The organism is Streptomyces lydicus (assembly GCF_001729485.1).
Lineage (GTDB): Bacteria > Actinomycetota > Actinomycetes > Streptomycetales > Streptomycetaceae > Streptomyces > Streptomyces lydicus_D.
The window spans coordinates 971,023-988,738 of the sequence record NZ_CP017157.1; the positions used below are offsets into that span (position 1 = coordinate 971,023).

10 protein-coding genes and 3 rRNA genes are annotated in these 17,716 nt (G+C 67.7%); 7 read left to right on the forward strand and 6 right to left on the reverse strand.

Going from position 1 to position 17,716, the window contains the following annotated elements; translation table 11 throughout:
• Nucleotides 1-41: 41 nt before the first annotated feature.
• Nucleotides 42-656, forward strand: coding sequence for a hypothetical protein (locus SL103_RS04240; protein ID WP_069567437.1), 615 nt, complete (start codon nt 42-44; stop codon nt 654-656).
• Between the two features lie 827 nt (nt 657-1,483).
• Here SL103_RS04240 and SL103_RS39365 read toward each other — a convergent pair.
• Nucleotides 1,484-2,734, reverse strand: coding sequence for an RDD family protein (locus SL103_RS39365; protein ID WP_069567438.1), 1,251 nt, complete (start codon nt 2,732-2,734; stop codon nt 1,484-1,486).
• A 128-nt stretch (nt 2,735-2,862) separates the two neighbouring features.
• Here SL103_RS39365 and SL103_RS04250 point away from each other — a divergent pair, with 128 nt between their 5' ends.
• From SL103_RS04250 to rrf, 4 genes are all read left to right on the forward strand, one after another.
• Complete coding sequence (locus SL103_RS04250; RefSeq protein ID WP_069567439.1) at nt 2,863-3,870, forward strand: stage II sporulation protein M; 1,008 nt, start codon at nt 2,863-2,865, stop codon at nt 3,868-3,870.
• A gap of 738 nt (nt 3,871-4,608) precedes the next feature.
• A 16S ribosomal RNA gene (locus SL103_RS04260) occupies nt 4,609-6,137 on the forward strand.
• A gap of 299 nt (nt 6,138-6,436) precedes the next feature.
• A 23S ribosomal RNA gene (locus SL103_RS04265) occupies nt 6,437-9,558 on the forward strand.
• 77 nt (nt 9,559-9,635) lie between these two features.
• A 5S ribosomal RNA gene (gene rrf, locus SL103_RS04270) occupies nt 9,636-9,752 on the forward strand.
• The 16S, 23S and 5S rRNA genes sit together here, the layout of an rRNA operon.
• 363 nt (nt 9,753-10,115) lie before the next feature.
• Here the strand turns inward: rrf and SL103_RS04275 are convergent.
• The 5 genes from SL103_RS04275 to SL103_RS04295 are packed head-to-tail and all read right to left on the reverse strand — an operon-like array spanning nt 10,116 to nt 15,717.
• Entirely contained in the window at nt 10,116-11,426 is a 1,311-nt protein-coding gene (locus SL103_RS04275; RefSeq protein ID WP_069567440.1) for a DUF58 domain-containing protein, read from the reverse strand.
• Between the two features lie 9 nt (nt 11,427-11,435).
• The gene (locus SL103_RS04280) at nt 11,436-12,401 is read right to left on the reverse strand and encodes an AAA family ATPase (protein ID WP_069567441.1); all 966 of its coding nucleotides are present in this window, start codon (nt 12,399-12,401) and stop codon (nt 11,436-11,438) included.
• Nucleotides 12,382-13,611, reverse strand: a complete 1,230-nt coding sequence (locus SL103_RS04285) for a DUF4350 domain-containing protein (RefSeq protein ID WP_069567442.1) — start codon at nt 13,609-13,611, stop codon at nt 12,382-12,384. Before SL103_RS04285 ends, SL103_RS04280 begins: the two co-directional genes overlap by 20 nt.
• On the reverse strand, nt 13,608-14,300 hold the full coding sequence (locus SL103_RS04290) for a DUF4129 domain-containing protein (RefSeq protein ID WP_079145559.1): 693 nt from the start codon (nt 14,298-14,300) through the stop codon (nt 13,608-13,610). The genes SL103_RS04285 and SL103_RS04290 overlap by 4 nt, the downstream gene beginning before the upstream one ends.
• A 4-nt stretch (nt 14,301-14,304) precedes the next feature.
• Nucleotides 14,305-15,717: a hypothetical protein gene (locus SL103_RS04295; RefSeq protein WP_069567444.1), complete on the reverse strand. Its 1,413-nt coding sequence runs from the start codon at nt 15,715-15,717 to the stop codon at nt 14,305-14,307.
• A gap of 152 nt (nt 15,718-15,869) precedes the next feature.
• On the opposite strand from SL103_RS04295, the gene mtnA reads away from it, so the two are divergent.
• On the forward strand, nt 15,870-17,042 hold the full coding sequence (gene mtnA, locus SL103_RS04300; RefSeq protein WP_069567445.1) for an S-methyl-5-thioribose-1-phosphate isomerase: 1,173 nt from the start codon (nt 15,870-15,872) through the stop codon (nt 17,040-17,042).
• Complete coding sequence (mtrA, locus tag SL103_RS04305) at nt 17,039-17,716, forward strand: two-component system response regulator MtrA (RefSeq protein WP_069567446.1); 678 nt, start codon at nt 17,039-17,041, stop codon at nt 17,714-17,716. The genes mtnA and mtrA overlap by 4 nt, the downstream gene beginning before the upstream one ends.

A 17,716-nucleotide genomic window follows, 5' to 3' on the forward strand; every position in this document is an offset into this window, starting at 1 on the left:
GGCCGCCGCACCGGCCGGCCGCCGCACAAAGGACAGCCCCCATGCCCCGCGGCCACTACTCCCTCCACGACCCGCACGACCACACCCCCCTCGGCGAAGAGCACTTCCACTGCGCCACCGGCCCCTCCGGCTGGCGCTACGTCTCCCAGATCGTCAACCCCGCCGGCGACCACACCGGCTCCGTCGACCTCACCCTCGACGAACTCGGCCGTCCCATCCGCCTGGAACTCCACGCCTCCGCCTGGCAGGTCCGCGGCGCCGCCCTGGACGGCGTCACCTGGGTACGCACCGACCCCACCGGCGAACACGCCACCGAAGGCAACGCCGCCGCCCACGCCTTCACCGGCGCATCCCCCGCCTTCCTCATCGCCACCGCCCGCCTGCTGCGCCCCACCCTGGGCGCCGGCGCCGTCCGCACCCGCCTCGTCGCCCTCACACCCCCCGTCCTCGCCCCCCGCACCCTCGACCAGTCCTGGGCCCTGCTCAACAGCACACCACACGCCACTGACAACGCCCCGCTCATCGCCGACGAGTACCAGGTCAACGACCTGCAAACCGGCGAACAGCACACCGTCCACCTCACCGGCGACGTAGTCCTCTCCGCCCCCGGCATAGAACTCGAATCCCTCGACTCCCCACCCTCGACCTTCCCCTGACCCACCCCCCACCCGAGTGACCCGCCCCCCACCCGAGCGGGCCGCCACGCCCCCCCCGCGAAGCCACCGGAGCCACCCCCTCCAAGGCGCCGGGACTCCCACACCCCAACGCAGCCCCGGGCCGGTCACCGCTGCCGGCACCCGAGCGGTCACAACGGCCCGCAATCAGCCGGACGCCAGGCCCCCGAAGCGGCCGAATGCCCCCGCGCCCCAAGCCCTGCCCCACCCGCCACCCGACCGGCCGCACCGCTCGCCCGGACCACCCGGACCCCACCCCTCCACTGGTGCCGAAGCTCCCCCCACGGCAGCCCCGGGCCGGTCAGCCCGCCGGCGCCGGCGCCACCGCCCGGACCGCCCCCGCTCGCAGCCCCTCGGACCGGCCAGGACCCACCCCTCCGCTGGTGCCGAAAACTCCCGCGCCGCACGCCCCAAAGCGGCGAAAGCCGACCCCTCACTCACCCACCCACCGCTGCGCCCCACGACCAGGCTCCCCGCCCGCCCCGCACCCCCCAGCGACAGACGGTGTTGAGCCCGCGCGTACCAACGGCCCCACCGGCCCGACGCCACGAATTCCCGCAGGCCCCCCACCGCCCCGGTGTCACGAACTCCCCGCCCCACGTCCCGCGTCTCACCGGAGCAGCCCCGAGCCCAGCCGGCAGACGAGCAGGCAAGCAGGCCGGCAGGGGGGCAGCAAGCTGCAATCTGCGGCGGGGGTGGGTGCCCGGCCCCCGACCGTCACCCCACCCAGGAACGGACACCTGCCGCTCCCTCCCTAAGGGCCGCCCCCACACCACGCCCACACCCCACGCCCGCCCCGGCCATCCGCCTCACCCCGGCGGCGCAAACCCCGTACGCGACCCACCCCCACGCTCACCGTGACGACCACCCACCTCGCCGCCGACCTCGGCCTCCCGAGCCACCGCCCCCACATCCCTCACTCCACCGCCCTCAGGCACCCCCACACCCTCTGCCGCTCCTGAGACCCCCGCTTCACCCTCGGGCGCCCCCGACGCTCCACCCCCACTCCACCCCGCAACAACGCCACCACGAGCAGCAAAAGCCCGAGCCCCGCCACCCCCAGGCGGCGCCCAGCCCCCACCGGAGCCCGCCACCCCCGACCGGTCCGACGCCCCAGCAACCCCGCCCGCATCCACCGACGCGCCCACCTCGCCCGCCGCGCCCAGCTCCACCGACGCCGCCACCGGCGCACCCGCCACCCCGGGCTCCCCCTCCCAAGCCCCCACAACCGCCTGCCCCCGAGACACCGCAGCCTGCCGCTGAGCGACGGCAGCCTGCCCCGCCCCCGGGCTCGCCCCCGGACCCGCCGCCACCCCGAACGCCCGCCGCGACTCCCGCGCCTGCCGCTCGGCGACCACCGCCGCCAGATAGGCCGCCGGATGCGCCCCCGCCGGGCCCGGTACGCCCGTGAACCCCCGCAAGTCCTCCGCCAACCGCTCCGCCATCGCCGCCCCGACCTGCGGATCCAGTTGTCCCACCCGCGTCAGGTACTGCCGCACCGCCAGCCACCACCCGTCGGGCACCCGCGACAGATCCAGCCCCCCGAGGTCCGCCACCGGCCAAGGAGCCACGGATGGCAGCACCCTCCCCACCTCCGCCGCCGGCATCCGCTCCCGTATGACCAGCGTCCCCGCGAACACATCGCCCACCCGGCGCCCCCGCGCCGAGACCAGCGAAGCGATAGCCGCCACCACCCCCATGGTCAGCACGATCTCGATGGCCCCCATGGCTCCCCGCACCAGCGCGTGCCGGAACCGGATCGGGCCGCCGTCCTCCCGTACGACCCGCAACCCGCAGATCACCTTCCCCAGCGACCGGCCATGGCTCAGCGTCTCGACCACGATCGGTATCCCGACCTGCACCAGTACGAACGCCGCCACCGACACGGCCGCGATCGCCGCACCGTCCATCGACGACGTCGCGCTCACCAGCAGCATCGACACGGCGATGTAGATGCTCCAGCCCACCGCCACATCGACCGCCACCGCCAGCCCCCGACTCGGCAGCCTGGCCGGCCGCAGCCCCAGCACCACCGCTTCACCCGTGACGAGTTCACTCACGCCGCGCCCACTCCCTCTCGTCCGCTCGCTCGTATGCCAAGCCCCGCCCACCGCCACGCCGGGCCCGGCCAGTCTGCCAAGCTGACCGGGCCCGACACCCACCACGGCGCTGCGAGGAGCGACCCCGTATGGACCTCGACGTCTTCATCACGGCACACAGCGCCGAATGGGACCGCCTCGAAGAACTCCTGCACCGCAAACGCCGCCTCACCGGAACCGAAGCCGACGAACTGGTCGCCCTCTACCAGCGCACCACCACCCACCTCTCCCTTCTTCTTTCCAGCGCCCCCGACCCCGCGCTGACCAGCCGCCTGACGTCCCTCGTGGCCCGCGCCCGCAGCACCGTCACCGGCGCCCGCAAGGCGTCCTGGCGCGACACCGCCCGCTTCTTCACCACGACGTTCCCGGCAGCCGTCTACCGCCTACGCCACTGGTGGGCCCCCACCGCGGTCCTCTCCACCGTGGTCGCCGCACTCCTCGGCTGGTGGGTGGCCGCGCATCCCGAGGTCCAGGCGGCCATCGGCGCCCCTGAGGACCTCCGCGCGATGACCCGCCCCGGTGGCCAGTACGAGACCTACTACTCCAGCCACCCCGCTGCGTCCTTCGCCGCCCAGGTATGGACGAACAACGCCCAGGCCGTGGCCCTCTGCCTGGTCCTCGGCGCCTTCCTCGGCCTCCCCGTCCTGTGGATCCTCCTCCAGAACATGCTCAACCTGGGGATAGGCATCGGCCTGATGGCGTCAGCCGGCCGCCTCGACACCTTCCTCGGCCTGATACTTCCGCACGGCCTCCTCGAACTGACCGCCGTCTTCATCGCCGCCGGCATCGGCCTCCGCCTGGGCTGGACCCTGATAGACCCCGGCCCGCGCACCCGGCGTACGGCCCTGGCGCAGGAAGGCCGCTCCGCCCTGGGAGTCGCCATCGGCCTCGCCGCGGTGCTCTTCGTGTCCGGCGCCCTGGAAGGCTTCGTCACCCCCTCCGGCCTCCCCACCTGGGCCCGCATAGGCATCGGCCTCGCCGCCGAGCTGGCATTCCTCCTTTACGTCCACGTCCTCGGCGGCCGCGCCGTACGCGCGGGAGCGACCGGCGACGTCGACACCAGCGACCGCGACGCCACCCTCCCGACCGCTGCCTGATGTGCGTCGAGCCCCCTGACCTGCTAATCTCCTCTGCGCCCCAGAAGCCCGTTGACACGGGCAGGTGGGGGAGGTAGATTCGAACGGTTGCAACGAACTGGACAAGTTCATCTGCGACGGTTAGTCTCATCTCCGCTTCGGCTGGAATCTTCATTCGGCGAAGCGCAACCGACCACTTACCGGAAGCCCCGGTCGAATTAATTCGATCGAACTCCTTCTGATAAAGTCGGAAAAGCCAAAAGGCAAACCCCTCCGACGGGGAATCAGAATCAAATTCGAGCCGGCAACGGCGCGGACAAGATCTGATAGAGTCGGAAAGGCCGAAAAGCGAAAGCCGAACGGCCAACCCTGCTCCAACAGGGGGCCGGAGACGGAAACGGATCTGGTAAGGTTGGAACCGCGAAGAAGCTGAAAGGCCGAATCGCACCGGCGAAAATCGGAACCGCAAGGATCTGATAGAGTCGGAAACGCAACACCGAAGGGAAGCGCCCGGAGAGCCTGGTGAAACAGGCACAAAGGAAGCGTCCGTTCCTTGAGAACTCAACAGCGTGCCAAAAGTCAACGCCAGATATGTTGATACCCCGTCTACCGGAAACATCCGGCAGATGAGGTTCCTTTGAAAGTCCATCCCGTCCATGTGGCGCGGATGGCACACACAGCGAGGACGCTGTGAACGACCGGACCTATTCCGTTTGGTCGTTCCGCTCTCGTGTGTGTTGACCCGATTACGGGTAAACATTCACGGAGAGTTTGATCCTGGCTCAGGACGAACGCTGGCGGCGTGCTTAACACATGCAAGTCGAACGATGAACCTCCTTCGGGAGGGGATTAGTGGCGAACGGGTGAGTAACACGTGGGCAATCTGCCCTTCACTCTGGGACAAGCCCTGGAAACGGGGTCTAATACCGGATACGACACGGGGTCGCATGACCTCCGTGTGGAAAGCTCCGGCGGTGAAGGATGAGCCCGCGGCCTATCAGCTTGTTGGTGGGGTGATGGCCTACCAAGGCGACGACGGGTAGCCGGCCTGAGAGGGCGACCGGCCACACTGGGACTGAGACACGGCCCAGACTCCTACGGGAGGCAGCAGTGGGGAATATTGCACAATGGGCGAAAGCCTGATGCAGCGACGCCGCGTGAGGGATGACGGCCTTCGGGTTGTAAACCTCTTTCAGCAGGGAAGAAGCGAGAGTGACGGTACCTGCAGAAGAAGCGCCGGCTAACTACGTGCCAGCAGCCGCGGTAATACGTAGGGCGCAAGCGTTGTCCGGAATTATTGGGCGTAAAGAGCTCGTAGGCGGCTTGTCACGTCGGATGTGAAAGCCCGGGGCTTAACCCCGGGTCTGCATTCGATACGGGCAGGCTAGAGTTCGGTAGGGGAGATCGGAATTCCTGGTGTAGCGGTGAAATGCGCAGATATCAGGAGGAACACCGGTGGCGAAGGCGGATCTCTGGGCCGATACTGACGCTGAGGAGCGAAAGCGTGGGGAGCGAACAGGATTAGATACCCTGGTAGTCCACGCCGTAAACGTTGGGAACTAGGTGTGGGCGACATTCCACGTCGTCCGTGCCGCAGCTAACGCATTAAGTTCCCCGCCTGGGGAGTACGGCCGCAAGGCTAAAACTCAAAGGAATTGACGGGGGCCCGCACAAGCAGCGGAGCATGTGGCTTAATTCGACGCAACGCGAAGAACCTTACCAAGGCTTGACATACACCGGAAAACCCTGGAGACAGGGTCCCCCTTGTGGTCGGTGTACAGGTGGTGCATGGCTGTCGTCAGCTCGTGTCGTGAGATGTTGGGTTAAGTCCCGCAACGAGCGCAACCCTTGTTCTGTGTTGCCAGCATGCCCTTCGGGGTGATGGGGACTCACAGGAGACTGCCGGGGTCAACTCGGAGGAAGGTGGGGACGACGTCAAGTCATCATGCCCCTTATGTCTTGGGCTGCACACGTGCTACAATGGCCGGTACAATGAGCTGCGATACCGCGAGGTGGAGCGAATCTCAAAAAGCCGGTCTCAGTTCGGATTGGGGTCTGCAACTCGACCCCATGAAGTCGGAGTTGCTAGTAATCGCAGATCAGCATTGCTGCGGTGAATACGTTCCCGGGCCTTGTACACACCGCCCGTCACGTCACGAAAGTCGGTAACACCCGAAGCCGGTGGCCCAACCCCTTGTGGGAGGGAATCGTCGAAGGTGGGACTGGCGATTGGGACGAAGTCGTAACAAGGTAGCCGTACCGGAAGGTGCGGCTGGATCACCTCCTTTCTAAGGAGCATCTAGATCTCGTAAGAGATCCAGAGCCACTACGTCGGCAAATGTTCGACGGTGGTTAGCTCATGGGTGGAACGTTGACTATTCGGCACGGTCGGTTGGGATCATTAGTACTGCTTCGGCGTGGAACGTGAGTCTTCAACTGGTCGGGTCGGGCACGCTGTTGGGTATCTGAGGGTGCGGACTTGAGTCTGCTCCTTCGCGATGCCGGCCCCGGTAAAGGTCCACGTTGGTGGGTTGTGACGGGTGGCTGGTCGTTGCTTGAGAACTGCACAGTGGACGCGAGCATCTGTGGCCAAGTTTTTAAGGGCGCACGGTGGATGCCTTGGCACCAGGAACCGATGAAGGACGTGGGAGGCCACGATAGGCCCCGGGGAGCTGTCAACCAAGCTTTGATCCGGGGGTGTCCGAATGGGGAAACCCGGCAGTCGTCATGGGCTGTCACCCGCTGCTGAACACATAGGCAGTGTGGAGGGAACGCGGGGAAGTGAAACATCTCAGTACCCGCAGGAAGAGAAAACAACCGTGATTCCGGGAGTAGTGGCGAGCGAAACTGGATGAGGCCAAACCAGTCACGTGTGATACCCGGCAGGGGTTGCGTGGTTGGGGTTGTGGGATCTCTTTTCTGCAGTCTGCCGGCTGTGGGACGAGTCAGAAACCGTTGATGTAGGCGAAGGACATGCGAAAGGTCCGGCGTAGAGGGTAAGACCCCCGTAGCTGAAACATTGACGGCTCGTTTAAGAGACACCCAAGTAGCACGGGGCCCGAGAAATCCCGTGTGAATCTGGCGGGACCACCCGTTAAGCCTAAATATTCCCTGGTGACCGATAGCGGATAGTACCGTGAGGGAATGGTGAAAAGTACCGCGGGAGCGGAGTGAAATAGTACCTGAAACCGTGTGCCTACAAGCCGTGGGAGCGTCGCTGTATGTGCTTGCACATGCAGTCGTGACTGCGTGCCTTTTGAAGAATGAGCCTGCGAGTTTGCGGTATGTTGCGAGGTTAACCCGTGTGGGGAAGCCGTAGCGAAAGCGAGTCCGAATAGGGCGTTGAGTAGCGTGCCCAAGACCCGAAGCGGAGTGATCTAGCCATGGGCAGGTTGAAGCGGAGGTAAGACTTCGTGGAGGACCGAACCCACCAGGGTTGAAAACCTGGGGGATGACCTGTGGTTAGGGGTGAAAGGCCAATCAAACTCCGTGATAGCTGGTTCTCCCCGAAATGCATTTAGGTGCAGCGTCGTGTGTTTCTTGCCGGAGGTAGAGCACTGGATAGGCGATGGGCCCTACCGGGTTACTGACCTTAGCCAAACTCCGAATGCCGGTAAGTGAGAGCGCGGCAGTGAGACTGTGGGGGATAAGCTCCATGGTCGAGAGGGAAACAGCCCAGAGCATCGACTAAGGCCCCTAAGCGTGTGCTAAGTGGGAAAGGATGTGGAGTCGCAGAGACAACCAGGAGGTTGGCTTAGAAGCAGCCACCCTTGAAAGAGTGCGTAATAGCTCACTGGTCAAGTGATTCCGCGCCGACAATGTAGCGGGGCTCAAGCACACCGCCGAAGTCATGTCATTGCGATATTACCCCCAACGGGGATCGTGATGGGTAGGGGAGCGTCGTGTGCCGGGTGAAGCAGCCGCGGAAGCGAGTTGTGGACGGTTCACGAGTGAGAATGCAGGCATGAGTAGCGATACAAGAGTGGGAAACTCTTGCGCCGATTGACTAAGGGTTCCTGGGTCAAGCTGATCTGCCCAGGGTAAGTCGGGACCTAAGGCGAGGCCGACAGGCGTAGTCGATGGACAACCGGTTGATATTCCGGTACCCGCTTTGAAGCGCCAAACATTGAATCAGGCGATGCTAAGTCCGTGAAGCCGCCGTGGATCCTTCGGGTGAAGCGGAGTGGTGGAGCCGACGAACCAGACTTGTAGTAGGTGAGTGATGGGGTGACGCAGGAAGGTAGTCCAGCCCGGGCGGTGGTTGTCCCGGGGTAAGGGTGTAGGCCGTGTGGTAGGTAAATCCGTCACACGTTAAGGCTGAGACCTGATGCCGAGCCGATTGTGGTGAAGTGGATGATCCTATGCTGTCGAGAAAAGCCTCTAGCGAGTTTCATGGCGGCCCGTACCCTAAACCGACTCAGGTGGTCAGGTAGAGAATACCGAGGCGTTCGGGTGAACTATGGTTAAGGAACTCGGCAAAATGCCCCCGTAACTTCGGGAGAAGGGGGGCCATTTCCAGTGATGAGACTTGCTCTCTGAGCTGGGGGTGGCCGCAGAGACCAGCGAGAAGCGACTGTTTACTAAAAACACAGGTCCGTGCGAAGCCGTAAGGCGATGTATACGGACTGACGCCTGCCCGGTGCTGGAACGTTAAGGGGACCGGTTAGTCATGATTCGTCATGGCGAAGCTGAGAACTTAAGCGCCAGTAAACGGCGGTGGTAACTATAACCATCCTAAGGTAGCGAAATTCCTTGTCGGGTAAGTTCCGACCTGCACGAATGGCGTAACGACTTCTCGACTGTCTCAACCATAGGCCCGGTGAAATTGCATTACGAGTAAAGATGCTCGTTTCGCGCAGCAGGACGGAAAGACCCCGGGACCTTTACTATAGCTTGATATTGGTGTTCGGTTCGGCTTGTGTAGGATAGGTGGGAGACTTTGAAGCGGCCACGCCAGTGGTTGTGGAGTCATTGTTGAAATACCACTCTGGTCGTGCTGGATGTCTAACCTGGGTCCGTGATCCGGATCAGGGACAGTGTCTGGTGGGTAGTTTAACTGGGGCGGTTGCCTCCTAAAGAGTAACGGAGGCGCCCAAAGGTTCCCTCAGCCTGGTTGGCAATCAGGTGTTGAGTGTAAGTGCACAAGGGAGCTTGACTGTGAGACTGACGGGTCGAGCAGGTACGAAAGTAGGGACTAGTGATCCGGCGGTGGCTTGTGGAAGCGCCGTCGCTCAACGGATAAAAGGTACCCCGGGGATAACAGGCTGATCTTCCCCAAGAGTCCATATCGACGGGATGGTTTGGCACCTCGATGTCGGCTCGTCGCATCCTGGGGCTGGAGTCGGTCCCAAGGGTTGGGCTGTTCGCCCATTAAAGCGGTACGCGAGCTGGGTTTAGAACGTCGTGAGACAGTTCGGTCCCTATCCGCTGTGCGCGTAGGAGTCTTGAGAAGGGCTGTCCCTAGTACGAGAGGACCGGGACGGACGAACCTCTGGTGTGCCAGTTGTCCTGCCAAGGGCATGGCTGGTTGGCTACGTTCGGAAAGGATAACCGCTGAAAGCATCTAAGCGGGAAGCCTGCTTCGAGATGAGGGCTCCCACCCCCTTGAGGGGTTAAGGCTCCCAGTAGACGACTGGGTTGATAGGCCAGATATGGAAGCGCCGTAAGGTGTGGAGTTGACTGGTACTAATAGGCCGAGGGCTTGTCCTCAGTTGCTCGCGTCCACTGTGTAGGTTCTGAAGTAACGACCGTTGTAGCTAGGCTCCGGTTGGTTAACTTCATAGTGTTTCGGTGGTCATAGCGTTAGGGAAACGCCCGGTTACATTTCGAACCCGGAAGCTAAGCCTTTCAGCGCCGATGGTACTGCAGGGGGGACCCTGTGGGAGAGTAGGACGCCGCCGAACAATCTTTGTGGGAGAGCCCCGCACCTTATGGTGCGGGGCTTTTCTGCGTTTCCGGGAAGTTGGTGGATCGGGCTTCTGTTGCTGGCGGCTGCCGCGGCCCTCTGCTGGGGATCGGATTGGGTGATGTGCCGGGCGCACGGTAGGGGCTGCTTGCTTCTCCATGGCCGCCGTAGGGCGCTTCTATAAGCCGGTGTCTGTAGCCGGTGCTGCTGGGTGCTGGGGGAGCTGGCCTTGTGGCAATTGGCTGGGGGAGAGGTTGGGCCTCTGGCCTCTTACCTGTCGTGCTGTGTCGGCGGTGGTGGTGTCTTGGGAGGACGTGGCTCCACCTAGACACCTTTTACGGGGGCGAGCGGGGGTCCCGGGTTACAGGCGGCCTGTGGCCTTCAGGGTGAGGTAGGCGTCGGCCAGGTCGGGGGCGAGGTGGGACGGGGTGGAGTCGATGACGGTGATGCCGTGGTGGCGGAGGCGGTCCGCGGTGCGGCGGCGGGCGGCGCGGGTCTGCTCGGCGGCGGCCGCCGCGTAAACCGCCTGCGGGGTGTGACGGCCGGCGGCCATCTCCTCGATGCGGGGGTCGGCCACGGCCGCGACGATGAGTTCGTTGCGCTGGGTGAGGCTGGGGAGGACGGGCAGGAGGGCTTCCTCCACGGGTGCCGCGTCCAGGCCGGTGAAGAGCACGATGAGGGAGCGGCGCGAGGTGCGGCGGTGGATGGTGGCGGCCAGGCCGCGGGCGTCCGCCTCGACGAGTTCGGGTTCGAGGGGGGCGAGGGCCTCGGTGAGGGCCGGGAGGACATCGCGGGCCGCGCGGCCTTGTACGGAGGCGCGTACCCGGCGGTCGTAGGCGAGCAGGTCGACGCGGTCGCCGGCCCGGGCCGCGAGGGCTCCGAGCAGGAGGGCGGCGTCCATGGAGGCGTCGAGGCGGGGGACGTCGCCGACGCGGCCGGCCGAGGTGCGGCCGGTTTCCAGGACGAGCAGGATGCGGCGGTCGCGTTCGGGGCGCCATGTGCGGACGGCGAGGTCCTGGCGCCGGGCGGTGGCGCGCCAGTCGATGGATCGGGTGTCGTCGCCGTGGGTGTAATCGCGGAGGCTGTCGAACTCGGTGCCTTCGCCGCGGGTCAGGAGGCTGGTGCGGCCGTCGAGTTCGCGGAGCCGCGCGAGTTTCGCCGGGAGGTGCTTGCGGCTGGTGAAGGGGGGCAGGACGCGCAGCGTCCACGGGACGAGGTGGTTTCCCTGCCGAGCTGCCAGACCTAGGGGGCCGTACGAGCGGACCGTGACGCGGACGGCGTGGTGATCGCCGCGGCGGGTGGGGCGGAGCGTGGTGGTGAGGCGGCGGCGTTCGCCGGCCGGGACGCGGAGGGCGTGCCGGGAGGCGGGGATGTCCGTGCCGGGGTGGAAGGAGCTCGGGGGCCAGGCATCGCGGACCTGGGCGCGCAGCGGGCGGCGGTCGGGGTTGGTGAGGGTGAGGTGCGTGTGGGCTTCGCCTGTTAGTCGAACAGTTGTGTCACCAGTTCGGGTGAACTGGAGCTTTCGCACTGGCGCGGCGAGAGCGAGGTCGCACAAAATTGCTATCAGCAAGGTGAGTTGGACGGCGAGGATGCCGAGCCAGCTGGGCAGCACGAAGCCGACGAAGAGAGCTCCGAGTGCGGAGACGAGGGCGGTGCGTCCGGTGAGGGCCACGGTGTCGCCTCAGCGGGGGACGGGGAGATGAGTGAGAACGGCGTTGATCACGGAGTCCGCGGTGACTCCTTCCATCTCCGCTTCCGGGCGGAGCTGGATGCGGTGACGGAGCGTGGGAAGAGCAAGGGCCTTGACGTCGTCGGGGGTTACATAGTCGCGGCCGGTGAGCCAGGCCCAGGCGCGTGACGTCGAAAGCAGGGCAGTTGCGCCTCGGGGGGAGACACCCAGGGACAGCGAGGGGGATTCGCGGGTGGCACGGCAGATATCGACGATATAGCCGGTGACTTCGGGGGAGACCGAGGTCTTGGCGACCGCGGCGCGGGCCGCGTCGAGGTCGGCGGTGGAGGCGACGGGGCGCAGTCCGGCGGCGTTGAGGTCGCGAGGGCTGAAGCCGGCCGCGTGACGGTTGAGGATGTCTATCTCGTCATGACGGGCGGGGAGAGGCACCGTCAGCTTCAGCAGGAACCGGTCGAGTTGGGCTTCGGGCAGTGGATAGGTGCCTTCGTATTCCACGGGGTTCTGGGTGGCGGCCACCAGGAACGGCTCGGGGAGGGGGCGGGCGGTGCCGTCGACGGTCACCTGGCGCTCTTCCATCGCTTCGAGCAGGGAAGCCTGGGTCTTGGGAGGCGTGCGGTTGATCTCGTCGGCGAGCAGCAGGTTGGTGAAGACGGGGCCCGGCTGGAAGGAGAACTCCGCGCTGCGGGCGTCGTAGACCAGTGAGCCGGTGACATCGCTCGGCATCAGGTCGGGCGTGAACTGGACGCGCTTGGTGTCGAGTTCGAGCGCCGCCGACAGGGCGCGTACGAGGAGGGTCTTGGCGACGCCCGGGGCGCCTTCGAGGAGCACGTGACCGCGGCAGAGGAGTGCGACGACCAGGCCGGTGACGGTCGGGTCCTGGCCTACGACGGCCTTGGCTATCTCGGTGCGCAGGTCCTCGAGCGAGGCTCGGGCGCTGTCAGCGGTCGGGGTGCTCACGGGGGGCGTGCCTCTCTTGGGAAACGATCGAGGATTCGAGTGCGTCGAGGTGGTCGGCCAGCTGTACCAAGGCCCGGTCGTCGGCGGGAGCCGGGCCGAAGAGCAGGGAGGGGAGGTCTGCTCCGCTGCCGGGGGCGGAGATCAAGTGGGCCTGGACAGCGGGGAGAAGAGTCTCGGGGGCGTGGGCACGGGCTGCGGGCACGCCGAGGAGGGGGGCGAGCCGGGTGCGGGTGGCGGCGCGCAGTACCGCTGCCGCCCGGTCGCGGGCGTTGGCCTGTTCGTAGAGCCGGGCGTGGCCCTCGGTGGTCTCGGCGGCGGGCACGGTGACGGGGAGTTTCTCCGTCACGAGGGGGCCCAGTCGGCGGGCGCGCCAGAGGGCGGCGAGCAGCGCGGCGAAGGCGAGTTGGAGCAGGGCCCAGCCCCAGCCGGAGGGGACGAGGTCGAGGAGGCCGCGCTGTTCGTCCTGCGTGGAGGTCGGGTCGCTGACGGAGGGGAGGTACCAGACCAGATGTTTGTGAGAACCGAGGAGTTGCAGGGCCAGCGAGGCGTTGCCGTGCTCGTCGAGGTGCTGGTTGTAGAGGAGTTCGGGGGAGCCGAGGAGCACGGTGTCGCGGCCGTCGGCCGGGGCCGGCAGGCGCAGCAGGGTGGCCTTGCCGCCACTGGGGTAGCAGCGGTCGGCGCCGGGGGTGGAGGTGGTGTAACGCGGGCCGCCGAGGAGGGCGTTGCCGGCGCGGCGGGCGTCGGGCAGGGCGCAGGCGGGGCGGCGGGCCTCGTTGCTGACCGGGAGCTCGGCCTGGACGGTGGGGGCGAAGGTGTCGAGCGGTGCGGGGCCGGGGGCGAGCAGGACGGTGCGGCCGGTGGTGTGCGCGGTCGCGGTGTACAGGCCCGTCAGCTGATTCTGAGTCAGCACGTCGGGGTCGGTGACGAGCAGGGTGGTGTCGGGGCCGGCCGCGGCTGCGGCCTCCTCGGAGGTGGTGACCACGTGGGTGGAGACCCCCTGGGCGGCGAGGAGCCGCGAGAGCGCCTGGCTGCCGGCGCGGTCCGCCGAGCGGGGATCGAGTCGACCGTGCTGTTCGCCGGACTGCAGCGCCGCGAGGACGACTCCGCTGAGGACGAGCAGGAGGAGCGCCGACAGCGGGCCGCGGGAGCGGTTCCAGACGTGACGTGCGGTCACGGAGGGCGTGGGAGTGTGCGCGGTGGCCGTGGTCATCCGTGGCTCCCGGTGGGGGAGGTGGCCAGGGTGGGCTTGGCGTGCTGGAGGTCGGTGTCGAGGCCGGCCAGGAAGGTGTACGCCGCTTCCGTGCCCGGGCGCCCGCCGTATGTGACGTCGTCGAAGGTACGGGCGGCGGTGCGGAGTTGCTCGGCGTGCGGGGGCAGGGCGCGGCCGGCTTCGGCGGCGGCCTCGTCGGCGGTGCGGCCGGGGCCGGGGGTGAGCAGGGCGCGTTCCTCCAGGGCGAGGACGACGGCGCGCATCCGGTCCTGGATGGCCTGGTCCCAGTGGCTCGCGGCGGCGTGTCGTTCGGCGGCGGCGCGGTGCTCCGCGGCGGTGCGGGGGGCGTCGGCGAAGAGCGCGCCGCCTGTGGTGGGGGTGCGGCGTACGGCCCCCAGCCGTAGCCGGAGGGCGAGGATCAGCAGCAGGACGCAGACGCCGACGGTGAGGAGCCCGATCCAGCCGCCCGGTGTGGCGCCTGCGGCCGCGTTGAAGAGTGCGTCAAGGCGGTCCCAGAGCCAGTCGAGGGCACGCTGGATCGGGTTGGGGTCGTGCTGGTGGTACCGGGGGTCGGACAGCTCACGCTCGGCCGCCTCGCGGGCGGGGAGGCGAGGGGTCCGCACCGGTATGTGGTCGTCGGAGCCTGCGGTGAGCCCTCCGAGCGCGGTCAACTTCCCCCCTGTGGTCACCGCATCAGCTTCCCGGTGCGGTGTCGGTGGGACGTTGTCCGGAGTCGTCGGCGGGTGCCGTCTCCGGCGTCGGGCCGCTGGTCGGCGGGGTGTTGGCGGGGACGTCGGCGCCGTAGCCGGGGAGGCCGGCGGCGCGGGCGAGTTCGAGGTCGAGCGCCTCGCGCCGGATGCGCTGGTCCATGTAGAGGAGGGCGGTGACGCCGGCACTGACCGGGAAGGTGATGGTGGAGCTGATGACGGCACCGATGCCCAGCACGATCAGGAACGACCAACCGGTGGTGTTGCTGGTGCCGTTCGCCCAGTCCATGAGGCTCTCGCCGCCGATGAGGAAGGCGATGAGGGTGGCCGGGATCTGGATGATGAACTCGACGATGGCGATCAGGAGGTAGGTGAGCAGCTGGGCGCCCAGTACCCGCCACCAGGAGCCGCGCACGAGCTTGGCGGAGCGTCGCATGGACGCGATGACGCCCTGCTTCTCCAGCATCAGGGCCGGAGAGGCGAGGCTGTAGCGGACCCACAGCCAGATGGTCACGACGGTGGCGGCCAGGCCGCCGAAGAGGGTGAGGGCCACACCGATGTCGAAGGTGCCACCGGCCATGAGGAGGAAGCCGGGGGTCACACCGACGGCCACGATCGCGGTGACCATCAGGGGCAGCAGCACGAGCAGGCCGAGCAGGCGCGGGAGCTGGGAGCGCGCGTCGCGCCAGGCGTCGCCGGCCGTCACCGTACGGCCCAGGACCGCGCGGCTCACGACCATGGTGAGCAGCCCGGTCGCGATGATCGTGGCGAGCAGGCCGATCACGGAGGTGATGGCGCTGCCGGCGAGCGTGTTGCCGGCCTCGCGCAGGGTGTCGCGGAGCGGCGGGACGTGATTGTTCGACACGGCGGGGGCGCGGCCGGCGTCCTGGAACCACAGCCCGGTGACGACGGTGACGGCGGTCTGCGAGACCACCGCGAGAATCAGCGAGATGCCGAGGACCGTGCGCCAGTGGGCCCGCATGGTCGCGACCGCGCCGTCGAGGATCTCGCCGATGGCGAGCGGGCGCAGCGGGATGACGCCGGGCTTGGCGGCCTGTGGCACCGCGGCCCAGTTGCCGCCCCAGGGAGGCTGACTGCCGGGGCCCTGTCCGCCCCAGCCGGGTCCGGCCGGGCCGGGCGACGAGGCGCGGGTGCGGTCGCCGGACGTGCCCGGACCGTTGTCGCGGCCATGGGGGCCGCTCTGGCTGGGAATGCCGGCGGGCGCCGTCCACTGGCCGGGGGGCGGCTGTTCCTTGGACCAGTTCGGCGGGGACGACGGCTCGGTGGACTCGGACCCGGCCTCCGGGGCGGAGGGCTGTGCGGGCTGCTCCTGTGTGCCGCGGCCCGGCTCGTCGGAGGGGGCGGATCCGGGCGAGGCCCAGCCCGGAGAGTTGTTCATCGTCGCTCCTTCTTGCTGCCCGTCCGCCGGGGCGGCCGGGGTCCGGGGTCCGCGGTGCCAGTCATCGTGTCATGGCGTCGCGCGTTGTGTACCCGTGCCCTGAGAGTGAGGGGACCTTCTGCTCGGGGGGCCTGGGGCGGCAGACTGAACGGATGGGCGATCAGTACGAGGTATCCGAGGCGGGCGCCGGGGCGCTCGCAATCCCGTCGTTGCGCTGGGAGGAGCCGCCGGAGGGGCCCGTATTGGTCCTCCTTGATCAGACCCGGCTGCCCGCGGAGGAGGTCGAGCTGGTCTGCACGGACGTACCGGCGCTGGTGCAGGCGATCCAGACGCTGGCGGTCCGCGGGGCGCCGCTGCTGGGGATAGCGGGCGCGTACGGCGTCGCGCTGGCCGCTGCGCGCGGTTTCGACGTGGAAGAGGCGGCGGCGGTGCTGGCGCAGGCCCGGCCGACCGCGGTCAACCTGGGGTACGGCGTGCGGCGGGCGGTCGGCGCCCATCGCGCGGCGGTCGCCGAGGGGGCCGACGGCCGGGCGGCAGCGGCGGCGGCCCTGGCCGAGGCGAAGGCCGTGCACGCCGAGGACATCGAGGCGAGCGCCCGGATGGCCGCGCATGGTCTGGAGCTGCTGGGCGAACTGTTGCCGGGCGGCGGCCACCGGATCCTCACGCACTGCAACACGGGAGCGCTGGTTTCCGGGGGCGAGGGGACCGCCCTGGCCGTGGCGCTGGCGGCGCATCGGGCCGGTGAGCTGCGCCGGCTGTGGGTGGATGAGACGCGACCCCTGTTGCAGGGGGCGCGGCTGACCGCCTACGAGGCGGCGCGGGCGGGCATGGCGTACACGGTGCTGGCGGACGGTGCGGCCGGATCGCTGTTCGCCGCGGGCGAGGTGGACGCGGTGCTGATCGGTGCGGACCGGATCGCGGCGGACGGGGCGGTCGCCAACAAGGTCGGCAGCTACCCGCTGGCCGTTCTGGCGCGGTACCACCACATTCCGTTCGTGGTGGTGGCGCCGACCAGCACGGTGGATCTGGACACCGAGCAGGGGGCTGACATCGAGGTGGAGCAGCGGCCGGGGCACGAAGTGACGGAATTCTCGTTGCCGTCCCAGCTGGGTGCCGGGGCGCCGGCGGGAGCCGGTATACCGGTCGCGCCACTGGGCGCCGGGGCCTACAACCCGGCCTTCGACGTCACCCCGCCGGAGCTGGTGACGGCGATCGTGACGGAGGCGGGAGTGGTGTCTCCGGTGACCCGGGAAGCGCTCGCCGAGCTGTGTTCCACGTCACGTTGGAGTAAGTCACGATCAGGTAATGGGATGATGGCCGAATGAAGGGACGCGTCCTGGTCGTCGACGACGACACCGCACTGGCAGAGATGCTCGGCATCGTGCTGCGTGGCGAAGGCTTTGAACCGTCGTTCGTGTCGGACGGTGACAAGGCCCTCGCAGCCTTTCGCGAGAGCAAGCCCGATCTTGTCCTGCTCGATCTGATGCTGCCCGGCCGGGACGGTATCGAGGTGTGCCGGCTGATCCGGGCGGAGTCCGGTGTCCCGATCGTCATGCTGACCGCCAAGAGCGACACCGTGGACGTGGTTGTCGGGCTCGAGTCGGGCGCGGACGACTACATCGTCAAGCCGTTCAAGCCCAAGGAGCTGGTCGCCCGGATACGGGCACGGCTGCGGCGTTCGGAGGAGCCGGCGCCCGAGCAGCTGGCGATCGGTGACCTGGTCATCGACGTGGCGGGGCACTCGGTCAAGCGGGACGGGCAGTCGATCGCGCTGACGCCCCTGGAGTTCGACCTGCTGGTGGCGCTGGCGCGCAAGCCGTGGCAGGTGTTCACGCGTGAGGTGCTGCTCGAGCAGGTCTGGGGCTACCGGCACGCCGCCGACACCCGACTGGTCAACGTCCACGTCCAGCGGCTGCGCTCCAAGGTCGAGCGGGACCCGGAGCGTCCGGAGATCGTGGTGACCGTACGCGGGGTCGGCTACAAGGCCGGGCCCAGCTGA